An 18,772-nucleotide genomic window follows, 5' to 3' on the forward strand; every position below is an offset into this window, starting at 1 on the left:
GGCTCGTCATATCCGCGAACCAGACTCTGGAAGTCTCTAAATATATTTCTCGATTGTCAAGATATATTTTGCCCGCACTGCGGCAGCGGTCTCTTGATGAGTCATCTAAAGACCCTGAGGACAACAGTCAGCAAAGCTGAAACGGCGGCGCCTCCACATGGGAAATACCGCTGTGCGAGTGTTACCGGATCAGAACGGCAGGAGCGCGTCCACCGCGATCGCGATCGAGATGATCGAGAGGTAGCTGATCGAGCCGTGGAAGACTCGCATCGGCTTGCCCTCTTGGCCGCGAATTGCATTCGCATACAGCCGATGTGTCTCGATAATGAAATACGCACCAGCCGCGATGGCTGAAAGTGAGTAGATCCAACCCATCTGAGCGACGGGAATAAGGAGCAAACTCGATGCAACGGTCGCCCAGGTGTACAGGATAATTTGCAAGCCCACGGTGATTCGTCCGCGCACGACGCCCAGCATGGGCACCCCTGCTGTCGCGTAATCATCTCGGTACTTCATCGAAAGCGGCCAATAATGAGGCGGCGTCCACAGGAAAATAATCAGGAAAAACACCCAGGCAGGCCAGTCGAGGGTGCCGGTCACCGCGGCCCATCCGATCAAGACCGGGAAACATCCGGCGATGCCACCCCAGATGATGTTCTGTTCGCTGTGTCGTTTGAGCAGCATCGTGTATACGACGACGTAGAAGAAGATCGCTGCCGCACCGAGTACGGCGGCGAGCCAGTTGGTGGTGATCCACAGCCACCCGACGGAGAGGACCCCGAGCACCCAGGAGAACACCAGCGCGTTTCGATCGGAAATTTCCCCCGTCACCAACGGGCGGTCCTTGGTGCGGTTCATCTTACGATCCATGTCGCGATCGAGATAACAGTTAAACGAACCCGCCGAGCCAGCGCTCATTGCGCCGCCAATGAGCGTCGCGAGCACGAGCCACAGGTTGGGCAGGCCTCGCTCAGCAAGAATCATCGCCGGAACGGTGACAACAAGGAGGAGTTCCATGACCCGTGGCTTTGTCAGGGCAGTGTAAGCCTTCACCCGTCGCCAAAAAATTCCAGGGATGTGCCTGGTATCCGGGGTACCTGTGCTCGCAGCTCTCGTAGACATCGCCCTCAATGGTACCGGCCTGCGCTGTAGGCTTGCTTCAGGTGTGATTCGGCACGAACCCATCGATTACGAGAGGCTGGGCATTGGCAATCGAACTGCAGTGGAATGAACTGGACGATCGCGCGGTAGATACCGCGCGAGTGCTGGCGGCAGATGCCGTCGAGCGGGTGGGAAACGGCCATCCGGGCACTGCGATCAGTCTCGCTCCGGTGGCATATCTGCTGCACCAGAAGGTGATGCGTCACGACCCGAGCGACCCGGCCTGGGTGGGCCGTGACCGCTTCATCCTGTCGGTGGGTCACAGCTCATTGACGCAATACGTGCAGCTGTATCTCGGCGGTTACGGGCTCGAGATTGAAGACATCCAAGCCTTGCGCACCTTCGGTTCAAAGACTCCGGGTCACCCCGAGTATGGTCACACTCCTGGAGTCGAAATTACGACCGGCCCACTCGGCCAGGGTCTCGCTTCTGCCGTAGGGTTCGCCTACGCTCAGCGCTTTGAGCGTGGGCTCTTCGATCCAGATGCAGCTCCCGGCGCGAGCCCCTTTGATCACTACACCTACGTCATCGCGGGCGACGGCGATTTGCAGGAGGGAGTCACCAGTGAAGCGGGTTCTCTGGCGGGTCACCAGGAACTTGGAAATCTCATCGCGATTTACGACAGCAACCAGATTTCGATCGAAGACGATACCGATATCTCGTTCTCCGAAGATGTCGCGAAACGTTACGAGGCATACGGCTGGCAGGTCATCGAGGTCGACTGGAAGAAGAACGACACGTACGTCGAAGACTTAGTTGAACTCCATACGGCAATCGAGTCGGCTCAGGCGGAGACCACCAAGCCCTCGCTGATCATCCTCAAGACCATCATTGGCTGGCCCTCCCCCGGCAAGCAGAACACCGGCGGAATTCACGGTTCCGCACTCGGCGCGGCCGAGCTCATTGGGCTCAAGCAGGCTCTGGGCTTTGACCCTGAGGCGCACTTTGCGGTCGATCCTGAGGTTCTCGTGCACACTCGCCGCGCGGTGGACCGGGGCGCTGCAGCGCGGGCTCACTGGCAGGCCGACTTCGACCGCTGGGCTCGCGCAAATCCCGAGCGGAAGGCGCTATTTGACCGGCTCGAGACCGGGAAGCTGCCTGACGAGGCGCTGAGCGCGTTGCCACAGTTCGAGGCGGGCACCAGCGTCGCAACGCGTGCTGCTAGCGGGAAGGTACTGAACGCTCTCGCTCCTGTCATGCCTGAGCTGTGGGGCGGCTCGGCAGACCTTGCCGGATCAAACAACACCACAATCTCGGGCGCGGCCTCCTTCGTTCCCGCGCATCACTCGACCAACGCATGGAGCGGGGATCCATACGGTCGCGTACTGCACTTCGGGATTCGCGAACACGCCATGGCCGCGATCCTCAATGGCATCCAACTGCATGGCAAGACCCGCAGCTACGGGGGCACGTTCCTGCAGTTCGCCGATTACATGCGCCCGGCGGTGCGACTCGCTGCGTTGATGAATGTGCCGAGCATCTTCGTCTGGACCCACGACAGCATCGCTCTCGGCGAGGACGGGCCGACGCACCAGCCCATTGAGCATCTCGCTTCCCTGCGCGCGATCCCAAACCTCGCAATCGTTCGTCCAGCCGATGCCAACGAGGTGTCGATTGTCTGGCACGAAATTCTCACCCGCTCGGCTGGCCCCGTGGGGCTTGCACTCACCCGTCAGAACGTACCCGTGTTTCCGCGCGGGGCAGGATCTGCGAGCGCGAACGAATTCGCGGCGGCTGAGGGTGCCCGCCAGGGTGCGTACGTGCTTGCAGAGTCCCCGACCGGCAGGGTCGACGTGATTCTCATCGCCACCGGGTCAGAGGTGCAGCTCGCGATCGCAGCCCGCGAGCAACTGGCTAGTGAGGGTGTGGGTGCCCGAGTGGTGTCTGCCCCCTGCCTCGAATGGTTTGCAGAGCAAACCCCCGAGTATCGCGAAAGCGTGCTCCCAGCTGACGTTACCGCCCGGGTGAGTGTGGAAGCGGGAATTGCGCTCGGGTGGAGGGAGTACGTGGGCGATCGCGGCCGTTCGGTCTCCATCGAGCATTTCGGGGCCTCGGCCGACTACGAGACTCTTTTCCGGGAGTTCGGAATCACCGCGGAGGCTGTCACCGCCGCTGCTCGGGATTCACTCGCGAGTTGACGACTCACTGCAGCAAGGGAGAAAGCTCATGATCTCGCGCACATCCCGTTTGAGTGAGACCGGGGTCAGCATCTGGCTCGATGACCTCTCACGAGACCGAATCGAGAGCGGCAACCTCGCCGGGCTCATCGAGTCCCACAATGTGGTCGGGGTTACGACGAACCCCACGATTTTTGCACAGGCAATCGGTTCAGGGTCAGGCTACGGAGACCAAATCGCTGCCTGCGCGGCTCGCGGTCTCAACGCTGAGCAAACGGTGACTGAACTCACGACCGCCGACGTTTCCGACGCCTGCGATGTGTTTGCGGCGCTGTACGAAGCCACCGACGGTCTCAACGGTCGGGTGTCAATTGAAGTGGAACCCGCTCTCGCACGAGACGCAGCGGCAACCAGTGCGCGCGCTCAGGAGCTTTGGCAACGCGTCGCTCGACCAAACGCGATGATCAAGATTCCCGCCACTTCGGAGGGGCTCGCTGCGATCACGGAGACCATCGCTGCCGGGATCAGCGTAAATGTCACCCTCATCTTCAGTCTCGCTCGATACCGGGAAGTCATCAACGCGTACCTGGTGGGACTTGAACGGGCGCGAACGGCTGGGCTTGACCTGACCCAGATCCACTCGGTCGCCTCGTTCTTCGTGTCGCGGCTGGATACGGAAGTGGATCGCCGGCTTCGTGAGATCGGAACTGAGGAGGCGCTGGCTCTCACCGGGACTGCCGCGGTGGCCAACGCACGGCTCGCCTACGAGATATGGGAACAGACATTCGCGAGCGAACGAGCCCAACTTCTGCTCTCGCAGGGTGCCAATACGCAGCGTCTCCTGTGGGCATCGACCGGCGTGAAAGACCCCTCCCTGGCTGACACCTGGTATGTCACGGAGCTCGTGGCTCCTCACGTCGTCAACACGATGCCCGAACACACGTTGGAGTTGTTTGCCGACCATGGCGACGTGCACGGCGACCGGATCACCGGCTCGTATCGAGAGGCCGATCAGGTGCTGAATCTGATTGACGCACTCGGCATCGACTATCGCGAAGTTACCAATCTCTTGGAGGCGGAGGGACTGAGCAAGTTTGAAGCATCGTGGACCACGCTCTTAGAGTCGGTACATGGAGCCCTGGAGATTCGGGCATGAGCGACCTCACTCTCACTGTCGAAACCTCCTCAGACGTGCCTGTGACCCGCGAAGCCGTACTCGCCCTCATCGACGCGCGGGCGAGTAGTCGTCTGTTCGCGAGGGATGCGTCCCTTTGGGGTCCCGAGGCTGAGGCTGAGGCCTCAGTGAGACTCGGATGGGTGGATCCGTTCGACAGAGCGACGGAGTTGATTCGTGAGGCGACTGAGCTCAGGGACTCACTTCGAAAGGCCGGAATCGACAGGGTGGTCTTGAGCGGCATGGGCGGCTCGAGTCTCGGCCCCGAAGTTATCGCTCGTTGGGCCGGGGTGGAGCTGACGCTCCTAGATTCGACACATCCGACAACGGTACGCCGCATTCTCACGAGTGACCTTCGCCGCACCGTCGTGGTCGTGAGTTCCAAGTCCGGCACAACTGTCGAGACGCGCAGCCATCTCGCTGCCTTCGAGCAAGCATTTCTCGACGCAGGTATGAGCGTGAATGAGCGTATCGTTGCGGTCACCGATCCGGGATCCGCCCTCGAAGAGCACGCTCGAGCCGCAGGCTATCGGGTGTTCCTCGCAGACCCAAATGTGGGCGGACGGTTCTCGGTGCTCACCGCGTTCGGAATCGTTCCCTCCATTCTGGCGGGAATCGAGATGGACAAGCTGTTGCAGCAAGCAGCGTCAGTGCGCGACGCGCTCGCCGCTGATAGCCCACAGAACCCGGCGGTCCGGCTCGCGGCGAGCCTGTACGGGCAACTTCCCGAACGATACGTGCTAGCGATCGTGGAGGACGTGAGCGCGTCTTGGGGGCTCGGAGATTGGATCGAGCAGCTCGTTGCTGAGTCCACAGGGAAAAACGGTACCGGCATATTACCGATCTCCCTGGCACCGGGGTCACGCGAGGCCAGCGGATCTGCACCGGCGTGCACCACGATTTTGCGTATTGGTGGCGAGGGCGCTGAGCTCTCCCTCGGCAGCGATGAGATTGGCGTCTCTGGAAACCTCGGCTCCCAGTTCTTACTGTGGGAGGTCGCTACAGCGCTCCTGGGCCACCTCATGCATATCGACCCGTTTTCGCAGCCCGATGTCGAGTCAGCCAAGGTCGCCGCGCGACGAGCGCTCGCGGATTCGTCAACAGCCGTTGGTGCAGTGCAGGGGCAGATTTCCCCAGCTCAGCTGATCAATGATCTGCGCGAGGCTGTGACCCCCAACGGTTACTTAGTGATTCAGGCCTTCCTCGATCGTGATTCCGAGTCAATGCGCACCCTCGAGACGCTTCGCACAGAGTTGTCGCGAGTTCTCGAGGTACCGGTTGCCGTTGGGTTCGGCCCCCGGTACCTGCATTCGACCGGGCAGTTTCACAAGGGCGGTCCCGACCGGGGCACCTTCCTGCAGATCACTCAGGCTGAGGAGGCCGACTTCCCCATCCCGGGCAGCGATGCAACATTTGGCGACTTAATCAATTCCCAGGCGCGAGGCGATCAGGAAGTACTCCGCGCTCATGGGCGAACGGTACTCACGTTCAACACGACTTCGCTCGCTACCAGTGTTGCTCAAATGATCGAAGCCCTCTCGCGCTGACGCGCGGAGGGCTTCGATGAAGTTCGGACGGTGGCATCCTGAGCGACGGCACCGGTGATGAGTGCTAAGCAGAGATCGGAGCGGAACCTCTGCGCTCACGAAGCTTCTGGAGCGCCTGCTCGAGTAGCTCTTCAGCTTCTTCGGGCGTGCGGCGCTCTTTCACGTACGCGAGATGCGTCTTGTACGGCTCGTTCTTCGAAATCTGTGGCGGGTTCTGCTGATCCCGCCCTGCGGGAAGCCCGCTGTGTGGTGAATCGATCAGTTCCGGAATCTCTTCCTCGGACACGTCTGCAGCGAAGTGCCGCACCGTCTCGTTGCCCAACGCGTCCCAGTACGAAACGGTCACACGCTCCGCACGCGAACCGTGATCCTTCTCGCCCATTGGACCAGACCCTACACGGGCGCCGCGAATTGCGCTGCTACCAGACACATTTAACCTTTCTGTGGGCTTACGCCCGGGAACATGTGGCGGGTGTTAGACCACCGAAAAACGTGCAATCAGGCCAAGTCCCACGATAGAGGCAAACCACACCAGCGAGACTGCAACCGTAATGCGATTGAGATTCCGCTCGGCCACTCCCGAAGAGCCGAGCCCCGAAGTCACTCCGCCACCGAACATGTCGGAGAGACCGCCGCCGCGGCCCTTGTGTAACAGAATGAAAAGGGTGAGCAGCAGGCTCGTGATCACCAAGATGACGATCAGAGCGATCTTCAGAATGAGCACGGAGTGCCTTTCACGGGGTTCGGGCGGGGTGGACCAGCGTTCAGTATATCGTGCGAGTACTGGTAGGGAGCTGGCCTACGCGCCGGTGACATGCTTCTTGAACTGAACGATCCGCGAAAACTCAGTGGCATCAAGGCTTGCGCCGCCCACCAACGCACCGTCGATATTTGCCTGCCTGAGGAAGCCGGCAACATTCAAGCTGGTAACCGACCCTCCATACAGGATCCGAGTTCGGTCAGCGTCCGCCTCACCACGCAGTTCGGAGATGCGTGCACGGAGCTTCCCACACACATCCTCAGCCTGCTCGGGGCTGGCGGCCTCACCGCTGCCGATTGCCCACACCGGTTCGTAGGCGACCACAAACTCGGCCCCCGCGGGAAGGTCAGCCAATACCTCCGTAAGCTGTTGCAGGGGCACCGAAGCCGCCCCATGTTCAGACAGATCGTCAGCGGTCTCACCGACGCAAATCATCGGGATCATGTCTGCCGCGTGCACGGCCCGGGCCTTGCGTGCAATGAGGTCACTGCCCTCGCCATGGCCATGACGGCGCTCAGAGTGCCCCACGAGGACGTGCTCGACTTCGAGCTTCTTCAAAAACGAGGCAGCCACGTCACCTGTGAAGGCTCCGGTCTGGTTCGGCGAGACGTCTTGCGCCCCGAGCCGGAGAGCAAGTTTGTCTGCGGCAACTAGGGTCTGCACAGATCGAAGATCGGTAAACGGAGGAAAGACCGCCACCTCGACAGCGCCGAAATCATGCTTGACGTCTTTCAGACTCCAAGAAAGCTTCTGGACAAGCCCGATCGCTTGCAGGTGATCGAGATTCATCTTCCAGTTGCCCGCGATCAGGGGCACTCGCCCACCGGCTTGACTCATGCGAGCACCTCCAAACCCGGAAGGGACTTCCCCTCGAGGTATTCGAGGCTCGCACCACCTCCAGTGGAAATGTGGCCAAACTCGCTGTCCGAGAAGCCGAGAGCGCGCACTGCGGCCGCAGAGTCACCGCCACCCACAACTGTGAAGCCGGTGGTCTCGGAGAGCGCGCGCGCGACCGTACGTGTTCCCTCTGCAAAGGCTGGCATCTCAAACACGCCCATCGGCCCGTTCCAGAACACCGTGCGCGAGCCCAAGATGATCTGAGCAAATGCGGCAGCAGATTCCGGCCCAATGTCTAGGCCGATGCCTGACGCGCCGAAGGTGCTCAGTTCGATAGCGTCGGTTGCGACGATCTCATGAGCTGCGTCGGGCCCAAATTGCTCCGCGACGACCACGTCGGTTGGCAACACGATACGCACGCCGTGACGATCCGCCTCAGCCAGGTACCCGCGCACAGCCTCAATCTGGTCCTCTTCCAAGAGGCTTGCCCCCACAGCGTGTCCTTGCGCGGCGAGGAAAGTAAAGAGCATGCCTCCACCAATTAGGAGGGTGTCCACTCGCTCCAAGAGGTGCGCGATGACGCCCAGCTTGTCGGAGACCTTCGAACCACCCAAGACCACTGTGTAGGGACGCTCCGGGTCAATCGTCAGCCGCCTGAGCACCTCGAGCTCGCCAACGACCAAGCGACCTGCGGCACTCGGGAGGATCTCGGCAAGCTCTGTCACGCTTGCCTGCCTCCGATGAACCACGCCAAAACCATCGGACACGAAGGCGTTCGCACCGTCAGCGAGTGCTGCTGCAAAAGCCTCGCGCTCAGCCGCGTTCTTGCTCGTCTCGCCCGCATTGAAGCGCAGATTCTCGAGCATCAGCACATCGCCATCGTTGAGAGCGGCACGCGCTGCCGTGGCCTCCGGGCCCACAGTCTCAGCTACGAAAGCTACCGGAGCTTCGAGCAGTTCCGACATGCGCTTGGCGACCGGGCGCAGCGAGTACTTTGCCTCGGGCGAACCAGCCGGTCGGCCGAGGTGGCTCACGAGCACGACCCGAGCACCCGCGGATCGCAGTTCGCGAATTGTCGACAGCGATGCCCTGATACGACCGTCGTCTGTAATCACGCCGTCAGTCAATGGAACATTCAGATCGCAGCGAACAAGCACCGTTTGCGAGCGGAGCGACCCAAGGGTCTCAAGTGTGCGCATGGGAGTTCTCCTCTTGTGATGGATCGTGCACGAACTCTCGCGCGCACGCTTGGGCTCGGCGGTGAAGGGTGCGGACACAGCAAGCGGGCCGACCCCTGTGGGTCAGCCCGCTTGACGGTCAGAGCTGGATCAAGCCAGCGCTCTGGCTCCGCGCAGCCTCGAAGCGCTTCGCCACGTCCTGCCAGTTGGCGATGTTCCAAAAAGCCTGCACATAGTCGGCACGCACATTGAGGTAATCGAGGTAGTACGCATGCTCCCATACATCAAGCATGAGCAGAGGAATAGTGCCCGCCGGCAGATTGCCCTGCTGATCAAACAGCTGCACAATGTTTGCCCGCTGGCCCAGTGCATCCCAGGCCAGAACTGACCAACCTGAACCCTGCACGCCCATAGCTGTCGCCGTGAAGTGTGCCTGGAACTTCTCGAACGATCCGAAGAACTCATCGATTGCCGAGGCAAGCTCACCCTCAGGACGTTCCCCGCCTTCTGGCGAGAGATTGTTCCAGAAAATGGTGTGGTTAACGTGGCCTCCCACGTTGAACGCGAGGTCCTTCTCGAGCTTGTTCACGGCCGCGAGATTCTCAGTGTCACGCGCCTCTGCGAGCTGCTGCAGAGCAGTGTTGGCGCCAGTCACGTATGCCTGGTGATGCTTGTCGTGGTGCAACTGCATGATCTTGCCGCTGATGTGCGGCTCAAGCGCTGCGTAGTCGTAAGGAAGTTCGGGGAGTGTATATGCAGTCATGTGGCGTTCCTCCAGAATCGCGTCGAAGTCTTCGACTCAGTCTATGCCCGGGGTGGCTACGCGCACCTAGCGATTGCACGGTTCTCGCCCACAGCGAACGTCTCCCCCGCCGAGGTGAGTGCGTGCCAATTTGTCGCAGGCGTTCGTCTACAGGCGATCGATCTCGTCCGGCAGATTCGCGTCGGTGCCGGGAATCCCGCGAACCTCGGCTTCTTTGTCTGCCATGGCAAGCAGACGACGAATCCGACCCGCGATCGCATCTTTCGTGAGTGGCGGATCCGCTCGGTTTCCGAGCTCGTCCAGGCTCGCATCGCGGTGCGCAATACGCAACGCGCCGGCATACTTTAAGTGATCGGGAATTTCGTCTCCCAAAATCTCGAGAGCACGTTCGACTCGGGCACACGCCGCTACAGATGCCTGAGCGCTGCGGCGGAGGTTGGCATCGTCAAAATTAACGAGGCGGTTGGCCGTGTTTCGGGTCTCTCGTGCTTTCCGTAGATCTTCCCAGTCGGCCTGGGACTCTCTAGCCCCCATTGCCCCAAGCATCTCACCGATCGCCTCGCCATCGCGAATGAGCACTTTGTGCTGCCCCCGAATTTCGCGATTCTTCGTGGTGACGCCGATCCGGCCTGCTGCACCAACTAAAGCCATTGCGGCCTCGTTCGTGGGGCAGATGATCTCGAGGCTGGCTGATCGCCCTGGAGGCGTGACCGATCCGCGCGCCAGGAACGCGCCACGCCACATCGCGGCAAGCTCACCAGGAGATCCGGTGGTCAGACGATTCGGCAGTCCGCGAATAGGTCGACGGCGTTGATCGAGCAGACCGAGCTGACGAGCGAGGGTCTCGCCATCGAGCACACGAACGACGAACTGGGGTGCACCGGGCCGGGTGTTAGCAGCGGGTAACTGTTTCGCGTCAGAACGTACACCGTAAATCTCAGCGAGGTCCTTGCGCACACGCTGCACGATCGCGGGAGTGTGCAGCTCGGCCTCAAGTGCGATCCGCCCTGAGATGGTGTGCAGTCCCCCTGCGAGCCTGAGCACGGTCGCGAGCTCCGCGATCCGCTCGCCGGTCTGCTGCGCAGCCACGCGAACGAGCTCGTTCTTGACATCGGGGGTTGAAGGCACTCTGGATCCTCTCAAAGAAGAGTGTAGAAAGAATACTGCTGCTGGCAGCGTGATACCGCCAGGCTGTGGTTACTCGCGCCCGAGATCTCGGTGGCGCAGACTGACATTTACGCCAGGCAGCGCGGCGAGGCGGTCAGCCAATTCGCGAGCCATCGCCACAGAACGATGTTTGCCGCCCGTGCAGCCTACTGCAAGCGAGACGTGACGTTTGTTCTCGCGCTGGTAGCCTGCGAGCACCGGCTCTAGCGCTGCCACGTAGTGCTCGAGAAACTCTGTCGCGCCCTCCCGGCTCAGCACGTAATCCTTGACATCTGCGTCGACCCCCGTAAGAGGCCGCAACTCTGTCTCCCAAAACGGATTCGGCAAAAAACGCATATCTGCCATCAGATCAACGTCGGTGGGAGTGCCGTACTTGAAGCCGAAGCTCTGCACGGACAACTGTAATCCCGGGGTGTCATCGTCAGAGAAGAGTTCACGAGTGGCGGTCGAGAGGTCGTGCACGTTGTAACGCGAGGTGTCGATAACGACGTCGCTCGACGCACGGAGTTCTTGCAGCCGCTCGCGTTCGAGGCGAATACCATCCAGGAGGCTGCCCTCAGCCTGCAGCGGATGCGGACGGCGCACCGATTCGTAGCGGCTCACCAAGATTTCATCTGTCGCGTCAAGAAACACGACGCGTACTTTCGCGTTTTCGCGCAAGCTCGCAACAGTTTGCTGCACATCGGCGAACAAATCGCGCCCCCGCACGTCAACTACGGCGACGATACGGGGCAACGCGCCACCGGAGCGATCCGCCATGTCGGCAAGCGGCTTCAGCATCGGCAGCGGGAGGTTGTCGACGACATACCATCCGAGGTCTTCCAACGCGTTCGCCACGGTACTACGCCCAGCCCCAGACATGCCGGTGACGATCAGGATTTCCTGATTCGCTGACTGCTCGTTCACCGCTCGATCTCCTCGTCTTGCCCCTGCCCGAATGCCTCTTCTAGCTTAGCCGCACTTCCGTCCAAGCTTTCCGCGCCGGGTTCAGTGGTCGGACCCTGCACATGGCGGTGGATCTGCGCTGCCAATTGGGGTCCCACGCCCGGGGCGCTGGCAATCTCAGCGACCGAGGCCGCTTTCAGTCGCGTCACTGAGCCGAAGTGGCGCAGGAGGGCCTGCACGCGCTTCGGACCAAGACCCGGGATTTCCGCGAGTCTGCTTGCGATGGCTGTGCTGCGCCGCTGCCGCTGAAACGTGATCGCAAATCGGTGTGCCTCGTCACGCACGCGCTGAACGAGAAACAGTCCTTCGCTCGTGCGCGGAAGAATCACTGGGAATGGGTCTTCCGGAAGCCAGAGCTCTTCGAGTCGTTTCGCGACCCCCACGAGGGCGATGTCAGTGATCTTCGCCTCTTTCAGAGCGCGGTAGGCGGCAGCGACTTGCGGCTGTCCGCCGTCAACGATGATGAGCTGCGGTCTCTCCCGATATCTGCCCGAGGGAAGGTTCTCAGATTCAGCTGCTGCGTTCAGTTGCGCGGCTCGGCGAGAGACCACCTGATAGATGGAATCGGTATCGTCACGGGTCTGTTCGATTCGGTACTTCCGATACGCGCCCTTTGCTGGCAGGCCATCTTCGAAGACGACCAGCGACGCGACCACTCCCGTTCCCTGCAGGTGAGATACGTCGATGCACTCGATGCGCAGCGGTGGCTCGTTCATGCCGAGTGACCGCTGGAGTTCAGCCAATGCATCAGTTCGAGCCGTGATATCAGCGGATCGCTTGAGCTTATGGCGCACGAGATTCTCTCCCGCGTTCAGGGTGGCTCGATCCAGCAGCTGCGCCTTGTCACCGCGTTCTGGCACCTGCACCCGCACACGACCACCCCGCGGGCGCCGCGCGCGAAGCGCCCCCTCCAGGGCGTCAGCCCCATCCGGAAGGAGCGGCACGAGGATTTGAGGGGGAGGTTCTCTCTCGCCCTCGTAGGCCGACTGAATTACCTGTTCAAGCAGCGTGCCGGGCGAGTCGTCGAGTTCGACGTCAACGATCCAGCTGCGCTCTCCTCGGATGCGGCCTCCCCGCACAATGAACTGGTGAGCGGCGGCGGAGAGTTCATCGGCGCGGAAGCCAAACACGTCGGCGTCAACGTCATGACTAAGCGATACCGAGTTCCGTTCCATAACGTGCTCGACCGCGGCTGCCTGATCGCGCAGCCTCGCCGCGTCTTCGTAACGCTGCTCGGCGGCTGCATTGCGCATTTCGTTACGGAGCCGCCGCAGATGGGTCGCGTCACCACCCGCGAGAAAGGTAACCAGATCGCTCACCCGACTGCGATGAGCCTCAACGCTGATCAGTCCCGAACACGGTCCGTGACACCGACCGATCTGACCCGCAAGGCAGGGCCTTCCTGACTGTATGGCCCGCCGATAGTCTGCCTCGTTGCAGGTGCGAATGGGAAACGCCTGCTGCAGCAATGCGGTCGTCTCTCTGAGAGCCCAGACCTTCGGGTACGGTCCAAAGTAGCGTGCGCCCCGAATTTTCTCATTGCGCGTGATGAGCAACCGCGGAGCCTCATCTCGAAGTGTGACGGCCAGATACGGGTAGGTCTTGTCGTCGCGAAACTGAACGTTAAAGGGCGGTTTGAACTCAGTGATCCAGGTGTGCTCGAGCACCAACGACTCGGTGTCTGTGGCGACGACGGTCCAATCCAGGCGTGCCGCCAAAGCAAGCATTCTGCGCGTACGGGGTTGGATCGATTGCAACGGCTGGAAATAGTTTGCGAGCCGTGCTCGCAGATTCTTCGCCTTCCCGATGTACAGCACGCGGCCGTGTCGATCGCTGAAGCGATACACCCCGGGCGTGGTGGGAATTTCACCGATCGCCGGGCGGAAATGCGCCCGGCGATCCACATGTTCGGACATGTCAGACCTTTACTTGGACCTTCGCTGCCTGTGCAGTTTTCGATGTCCCCGCCTCCGCGGCCCGTTTCCCTCGCCCGGTGAGCACCTCGGCGAGGAACTCACCCGTATGGCTACCGCGTGCCTTGGCGATCTGCTCAGGAGTCCCGGTGGCCAGGATACTGCCGCCGCCGGATCCACCCTCCGGGCCCAGATCAATGACCCAGTCCGCACTGCGAATGACATCAAGGTTGTGTTCAATCGTGATGACCGTGTTTCCCTTTTCTACCAGGCCGTTCAACACGAGCAGCAGCTTTCGTACATCCTCGAAGTGCAAGCCGGTCGTGGGCTCGTCGAGAACATAAATTGTGCGTCCGTTCGAGCGCTTCTGCAGCTCGGTCGCGAGTTTGACTCGTTGCGCCTCACCACCCGACAGGGTGGTCGCGGCCTGACCCAGCCGCACGTATCCCAGTCCGACATCGACCAGGGTCTTGAGATAGCGGTGGATGCTCGAAATGGGTTCGAAAAACTCCGAAGCTTCAGCGATCGGCATGTCGAGCACCTCACTGATGTTCTTTCCCTTGTAGCGCACCTGCAGAGTCTCGCGGTTGTAGCGCTTTCCCCCACAGACCTCGCATGCGACGTAGACGTCGGGGAGGAAATTCATCTCGATCTTGAGTGTGCCGTCGCCTGAGCACGCCTCGCACCGACCGCCCTTGACGTTGAAACTGAACCGGCCGGCGAGGTATCCACGAGTCTTTGCTTCCGGGGTGTCTGCAAACAAATTGCGGATCTTGTCGAATACACCGGTGTAGGTCGCAGGGTTCGATCGGGGTGTCCGGCCGATCGGGGCCTGATCGACGTGCACCACCTTGTCCAGATGTTCGACTCCCGTAATGCGTGTGTGCTTGCCGGGAACCGTTCGTGCGCCGTTCAGCTGCGAGGCAAGAACACGGTAGAGGATATCGTTCACCAGGGTTGACTTCCCCGAGCCGCTCACACCGGTCACCGCAGTCATAATGCCGAGTGGGAACGTTGCGTCGACGCCCTTCAGGTTGTTCGAACGCGCTCCGATAACCTTCAGCTCCCGACCTTTTTCGGGCTTCCTACGCTTCCGGGGGGTCTCGATGGAACGACGGCCCACCAGGTAGTCAGCGGTGAGTGATTCGGGGTTCTCAAGCAGTGAGGCGTAGTCTCCAGAGTGCACAACGGTGCCACCCTCGACTCCAGCCCCTGGGCCAATGTCGACGATCCAATCGGCGGCCTCAATAGTTTCTTCGTCGTGCTCAACAACAATCAAGGTATTGCCGAGATCTCGCAGCTTGACCAGAGTTTCAATCAGCCTGCGGTTATCCCGCTGGTGCAGGCCGATGCTCGGCTCATCGAGTACGTACAGCACACCAGTGAGCCCTGAACCGATCTGCGTGGCCAGGCGGATGCGTTGCGCCTCGCCACCGGAGAGGGTGCCTGCGGAGCGGGCGAGGGTGAGATAGCCGAGCCCAACCTCAATGAGGAAGTTAAAGCGCAGGCGAATCTCGCGCAACACCTGCGCCGCGATCTTGGCCTCGCGCTCAGTGAGCGTCACCTCGTTGAAGAATCGCTGGGCTGCGGTGAGACTGAACTCTCCCACAGCGGCAATTGACTCGCCATTGACGGTCACCGCTAGCACCTCGGGCTTCAACCGCTGACCATTACAGGCGTGACACGGTACCTCGCGCAGAAATTCAGACCAGCGCTCGCGTCGCCCGTCGCTCTCCGCCTCTGCGTACTGTCGCTCGATGAAAGGTATGACCCCTTCAAACCCCGAGGTGTATTTGACCTCACGACCGAACCTATTCTTCCACTTCACGTTGACGGTGAAGTTGTTGCCCTTCAGCACTGCCTCGCGCACCTCTGCGGGTAAATCTCGCCACGGTGTCTGGAGATCGAAATCCAGATCGTGCGAGAGCCCTCGCAGAAGCTTTTCGTAGTAGTTGTAGAGGCTCTTTCCCTGACTCGTCCAAGGAACGATCACGCCTTCAGCAATGCTCAACGATTCGTCGCCCAGCACGAGTTCTTCATCGACCGACATACTCGTACCGAGACCGCTGCACACAGGGCACGCCCCAAACGGTGCGTTAAAGGAGAAGGTGCGGGGCTCGATTTCAGTGAGCGATACCGGGTGGCGATTGGGGCAACTGAGATTTTCGGAGAAGGTCTGCCGGCGGTCCTTCGACTGAGGCTCTAGATCGACGAAATCTATTGTCACAAGCCCGCTTGCAAGCTTCAAAGCAGTCTCAAGCGAGTCGGTGAGCCGGCCAAGTCCGTCCGGGCTTGCGACGAGCCGGTCTACGACTACCGCGATGTCGTGCTTAACTTGCTTCTTCAGCTTCGGGGGGTCTGAAAGCTGAATGACTTCGCCGTCGACGATGGCGCGGGAATACCCTGTTGCTGCGAGCTCATGAAACAGGTCAACAAACTCGCCCTTCTTCTGGCTGACCACGGGCGCGAGGACTTGGAAGCGTGTTCGCTCGGGAAGCTCCATAAGCGTGTCTGCGATCTGCTGAACCGTCTGAGCGCGGATCGGCTCGCCACACACCGCGCAGTGCGGAATGCCGATGCGGGCCCACAGAAGACGCATGTAATCGTAGATCTCGGTGATCGTGCCGACGGTGGATCTTGGATTGCGGTTCGTCGACTTCTGGTCAATGCTTACCGCAGGGCTCAGGCCCTCGATGAAATCAACGTCAGGCCTGTCAACCTGGCCCAAGAACTGCCGAGCGTATGCAGAGAGGCTCTCGACATACCGCCGCTGGCCCTCTGCAAAAATGGTGTCGAAGGCCATGCTCGACTTACCCGAGCCTGAAAGCCCTGTAAATACCACGAGCGAGTCTCTCGGAATCGTGAGATCTACGTCTCTCAGATTATGGACCCGAGCACCCTTGACGCTGATGTGCGCGTGGGTGCCGGGCGAGGAAATCGGGGCCTGTGTAGGGGTCGAAGTCACTCACCTATCCTACCGCCGCAGAACCTGGGATTCGAACGTATGTGCGACATCTGGGCTAACGATGCCCCGCCGCGTCCATGCTGCGAAGTTCCTTCTTCAATTCCGCGACCTCGTCGCGGAGACGGGCCGCGAGTTCGAATTTGAGTTCAGCCGCGGCGGCGAGCATCTGCTCGGTGAGATCCGCTACCAAACCCTCGAGCTGAGCTGCCCCCTCGCCGGCGATCGCACCTGCTCGCGAGGTGCTCGTGCCCTTGGCACGAGATGACCCTCCACCCTTCTTCTGTGCGTGCTGCGAAACGCGGGAAGCGAGCACCGCCTCGGTGTCGGCTGCTTCACGATTCAAAAGTTCCGTGATGTCACCGATCTTTTTGCGCAAAGGCTGAGGATCCACGCCGTGCAGAGTGTTGTACGCGATCTGCTTGTCTCGTCGACGGTTCGTCTCGTCGATGGCGTGCTGCATGGATCGGGTGACCCTGTCCGCGTACATGTGAACCTGGCCCGACACGTTTCGCGCGGCCCGGCCGATCGTCTGAATGAGGGAAGTGCTCGAGCGCAGGAATCCCTCCTTGTCGGCGTCGAGAATCGAAACGAGCGACACCTCAGGCAGATCGAGTCCCTCGCGAAGTAGGTTGATACCGACGAGAACATCGTAGACACCGGCGCGCAGCTCAGTGAGCAATTCCACGCGACGTAGCGTGTCCACATCGCTGTGCAGGTAGCGGACCCGCACTCCGGCTTCCTCCATGAAAGTGGTGAGTTGCTCCGCCATCTTCTTGGTGAGGGTCGTAACGAGCACGCGCTCGTCCCGTTCCGCGCGAATGCGCACTTCCTCGAGCAGATCGTCAATCTGCCCTTCACTGGGCTTAACGATAATCTCGGGATCAATGAGGCCAGTCGGTCGAATGATCTGTTCGACAACCCCGTCGGCACGATCCAATTCGTATGCGGATGGGGTTGCCGAGAGATACACCGTTTGCCCCACACGATCCTTAAACTCGCTGAACTTCAGCGGCCGGTTGTCGAGTGCGCTGGGGAGGCGGAATCCGTGATCCACCAAGGTTCTCTTGCGCGAGGCATCGCCCTCATACATCGCGCCTATCTGCGGAACGGTCACGTGTGACTCGTCAATCACCATCAAAAAGTCGTCCGGAAAATAGTCGAGCAAGCAGTGGGGAGCCTCACCCGGCTGGCGGCCATCGATGTGGCGTGAATAATTTTCGATGCCAGAGCAAAACCCAATTTGCTCCATCATCTCGAGATCGAAGGTCGTGCGCATCCGCAGCCGCTGCTCCTCGACAAGTTTGTTCTGCTGCTTCAACTCCCGAGTCCGCACCTCAAGTTCTTCCGAAATTGTCCCCATGGCGCGATTCATGACGTTGCGGCTCGCGACATAGTGGGAACCGGGAAAGACCGACACGGTTTCGACTTGCTTGATGACTTCCCCCGTCAAGGGGTGCAGGTAATACAGTGCCTCCACCTCGTCGCCAAAAAACTCGATCCGGATTGCGAGTTCTTCATACATAGGGATTATCTCGACGGTGTCGCCACGAACCCGGAAGTTGCCTCGCACGAACTCGATGTCATTGCGCTGATACTGCATGTCTACGAAGCGACGAAGCAGTACGTCGCGATCCAAACGGTCGCCAACGACGAGGGGGACCATAGCCTCGTAGTACTCCTCGGGCTTGCCGAGTCCGTAAATGCACGACACCGTAGAAATCACGACTACGTCACGTCGGCTCAGCAGAGCATTGGTCGTCGAGTGTCGCAGCCGTTCAACCTCCGCGTTCACCGAGGAGTCTTTCTCGATGAATGTGTCGGTCTGAGGCACATATGCCTCGGGCTGGTAATAGTCGTAATAGGAAACGAAGTACTCGACGGCATTGTTGGGCATAAGCTCACGAAACTCATTTGCGAGCTGCGCCGCCAGCGTCTTGTTGTGCGCGAGGATCAGGGTCGGCCGCTGAACTGCTTCGATGAGCCAGGCCGTTGTCGCCGACTTTCCAGTGCCCGTGGCACCCAGCAGCACCACTTCGGTCTCGCCGGCGTTAATGCGCTGGGTAAGTTCCTGGATAGCCTGCGGTTGATCGCCGCTCGGCTCGTAGTCACTGACGACCTCAAAGGGGCGCACGCTGCGCGTTGGTTCCATGCTTTGAGGCTACTCTCCAGGGCTGACAAAGACGCTCACATCGGCCCGACACCCCCGGCGCTTAGCGCGATGTGAAAGATCTCCGTCAGCCGTGGG

Annotated in this window: 14 protein-coding genes; 3 read left to right on the forward strand and 11 right to left on the reverse strand. The window is 60.6% G+C overall.

Going from position 1 to position 18,772, the window contains the following annotated elements; genetic code table 11:
• Positions 1–189 precede the first annotated feature (189 nt).
• On the reverse strand, positions 190–1,017 hold the full coding sequence (locus tag ACTNFJ_RS05145) for a heme o synthase (protein ID WP_444711796.1): 828 nt from the start codon (positions 1,015–1,017) through the stop codon (positions 190–192).
• A 188-nt stretch (positions 1,018–1,205) separates the two neighbouring features.
• Here ACTNFJ_RS05145 and tkt point away from each other — a divergent pair, with 188 nt between their 5' ends.
• Genes tkt through ACTNFJ_RS05160 form a run of 3 tightly spaced genes read left to right on the forward strand, consistent with a single transcriptional unit; the run spans position 1,206 to position 5,999 of the window.
• The gene (gene tkt, locus ACTNFJ_RS05150) at positions 1,206–3,299 is read left to right on the forward strand and encodes a transketolase (RefSeq protein WP_435907158.1); all 2,094 of its coding nucleotides are present in this window, start codon (positions 1,206–1,208) and stop codon (positions 3,297–3,299) included.
• 28 nt (positions 3,300–3,327) lie between these two features.
• Positions 3,328–4,434 carry a transaldolase gene (tal, locus tag ACTNFJ_RS05155; protein WP_435907159.1) on the forward strand — a complete coding sequence of 369 codons (1,107 nt, stop codon included), beginning with the start codon at positions 3,328–3,330 and terminating at the stop codon, positions 4,432–4,434.
• On the forward strand, positions 4,431–5,999 hold the full coding sequence (locus tag ACTNFJ_RS05160; RefSeq protein WP_435907160.1) for a phosphoglucose isomerase-related protein: 1,569 nt from the start codon (positions 4,431–4,433) through the stop codon (positions 5,997–5,999). Before tal ends, ACTNFJ_RS05160 begins: the two co-directional genes overlap by 4 nt.
• A 64-nt stretch (positions 6,000–6,063) precedes the next feature.
• Here ACTNFJ_RS05160 and ACTNFJ_RS05165 read toward each other — a convergent pair whose 3' ends face one another.
• The 10 genes from ACTNFJ_RS05165 to uvrB all read right to left on the reverse strand — a co-directional run bounded on the left by ACTNFJ_RS05165 (position 6,064) and on the right by uvrB (position 18,676).
• Positions 6,064–6,381, reverse strand: coding sequence for an RNA polymerase-binding protein RbpA (locus tag ACTNFJ_RS05165; protein ID WP_444711797.1), 318 nt, complete (start codon positions 6,379–6,381; stop codon positions 6,064–6,066).
• 93 nt (positions 6,382–6,474) lie between these two features.
• Positions 6,475–6,723, reverse strand: coding sequence for a preprotein translocase subunit SecG (gene secG, locus ACTNFJ_RS05170; RefSeq protein ID WP_435907162.1), 249 nt, complete (start codon positions 6,721–6,723; stop codon positions 6,475–6,477).
• A gap of 75 nt (positions 6,724–6,798) precedes the next feature.
• Positions 6,799–7,596 carry a triose-phosphate isomerase gene (gene tpiA, locus ACTNFJ_RS05175; protein ID WP_435907163.1) on the reverse strand — a complete coding sequence of 266 codons (798 nt, stop codon included), beginning with the start codon at positions 7,594–7,596 and terminating at the stop codon, positions 6,799–6,801.
• Complete coding sequence (locus ACTNFJ_RS05180) at positions 7,593–8,795, reverse strand: phosphoglycerate kinase (protein WP_435907164.1); 1,203 nt, start codon at positions 8,793–8,795, stop codon at positions 7,593–7,595. The genes tpiA and ACTNFJ_RS05180 overlap by 4 nt, the downstream gene beginning before the upstream one ends.
• Positions 8,796–8,913: 118 nt before the next feature.
• Positions 8,914–9,537 (reverse strand): superoxide dismutase, encoded by a 624-nt coding sequence (locus ACTNFJ_RS05185; protein WP_435907165.1) that lies wholly within the window; start codon positions 9,535–9,537, stop codon positions 8,914–8,916.
• Positions 9,538–9,684: 147 nt separating this feature from the next.
• Positions 9,685–10,665, reverse strand: a complete 981-nt coding sequence (gene whiA, locus ACTNFJ_RS05190) for a DNA-binding protein WhiA (RefSeq protein WP_435907166.1) — start codon at positions 10,663–10,665, stop codon at positions 9,685–9,687.
• 69 nt (positions 10,666–10,734) lie between these two features.
• Complete coding sequence (rapZ, locus tag ACTNFJ_RS05195; protein WP_435907167.1) at positions 10,735–11,610, reverse strand: RNase adapter RapZ; 876 nt, start codon at positions 11,608–11,610, stop codon at positions 10,735–10,737.
• Entirely contained in the window at positions 11,607–13,565 is a 1,959-nt protein-coding gene (gene uvrC, locus ACTNFJ_RS05200) for an excinuclease ABC subunit UvrC (protein ID WP_435907168.1), read from the reverse strand. The genes rapZ and uvrC overlap by 4 nt, the downstream gene beginning before the upstream one ends.
• Before the next feature lies 1 nt (position 13,566).
• A complete protein-coding gene (uvrA, locus tag ACTNFJ_RS05205) occupies positions 13,567–16,527 on the reverse strand; it encodes an excinuclease ABC subunit UvrA (protein WP_435907169.1) in 2,961 nt (986 codons plus the stop codon).
• A 55-nt stretch (positions 16,528–16,582) separates the two neighbouring features.
• Complete coding sequence (gene uvrB / locus ACTNFJ_RS05210; protein WP_435907170.1) at positions 16,583–18,676, reverse strand: excinuclease ABC subunit UvrB; 2,094 nt, start codon at positions 18,674–18,676, stop codon at positions 16,583–16,585.
• Positions 18,677–18,772 lie beyond the last annotated feature (96 nt).

The organism is Leucobacter shiyiweii (assembly GCF_052446065.1).
GTDB lineage: Bacteria > Actinomycetota > Actinomycetes > Actinomycetales > Microbacteriaceae > Leucobacter.

Excerpts from the sequence above, each read along its gene's own strand:
- ACTNFJ_RS05145 (WP_444711796.1), bottom strand. The coding sequence starts at position 1,017 with ATGGAACTCCTCCTTGTTGTCACCGTTCCGGCGATGATTCTTGCTGAG.
- tal (WP_435907159.1), top strand. The coding sequence starts at position 3,328 with ATGATCTCGCGCACATCCCGTTTGAGTGAGACCGGGGTCAGCATCTGG.
- ACTNFJ_RS05160 (WP_435907160.1), top strand. The coding sequence starts at position 4,431 with ATGAGCGACCTCACTCTCACTGTCGAAACCTCCTCAGACGTGCCTGTG.
- ACTNFJ_RS05165 (WP_444711797.1), bottom strand. The coding sequence starts at position 6,381 with ATGGGCGAGAAGGATCACGGTTCGCGTGCGGAGCGTGTGACCGTTTCG.
- tpiA (WP_435907163.1), bottom strand. The coding sequence starts at position 7,596 with ATGAGTCAAGCCGGTGGGCGAGTGCCCCTGATCGCGGGCAACTGGAAG.
- ACTNFJ_RS05180 (WP_435907164.1), bottom strand. The coding sequence starts at position 8,795 with ATGCGCACACTTGAGACCCTTGGGTCGCTCCGCTCGCAAACGGTGCTT.
- ACTNFJ_RS05185 (WP_435907165.1), bottom strand. The coding sequence starts at position 9,537 with ATGACTGCATATACACTCCCCGAACTTCCTTACGACTACGCAGCGCTT.
- uvrC (WP_435907168.1), bottom strand. The coding sequence starts at position 13,565 with ATGTCCGAACATGTGGATCGCCGGGCGCATTTCCGCCCGGCGATCGGT.
- uvrB (WP_435907170.1), bottom strand. The coding sequence starts at position 18,676 with ATGGAACCAACGCGCAGCGTGCGCCCCTTTGAGGTCGTCAGTGACTAC.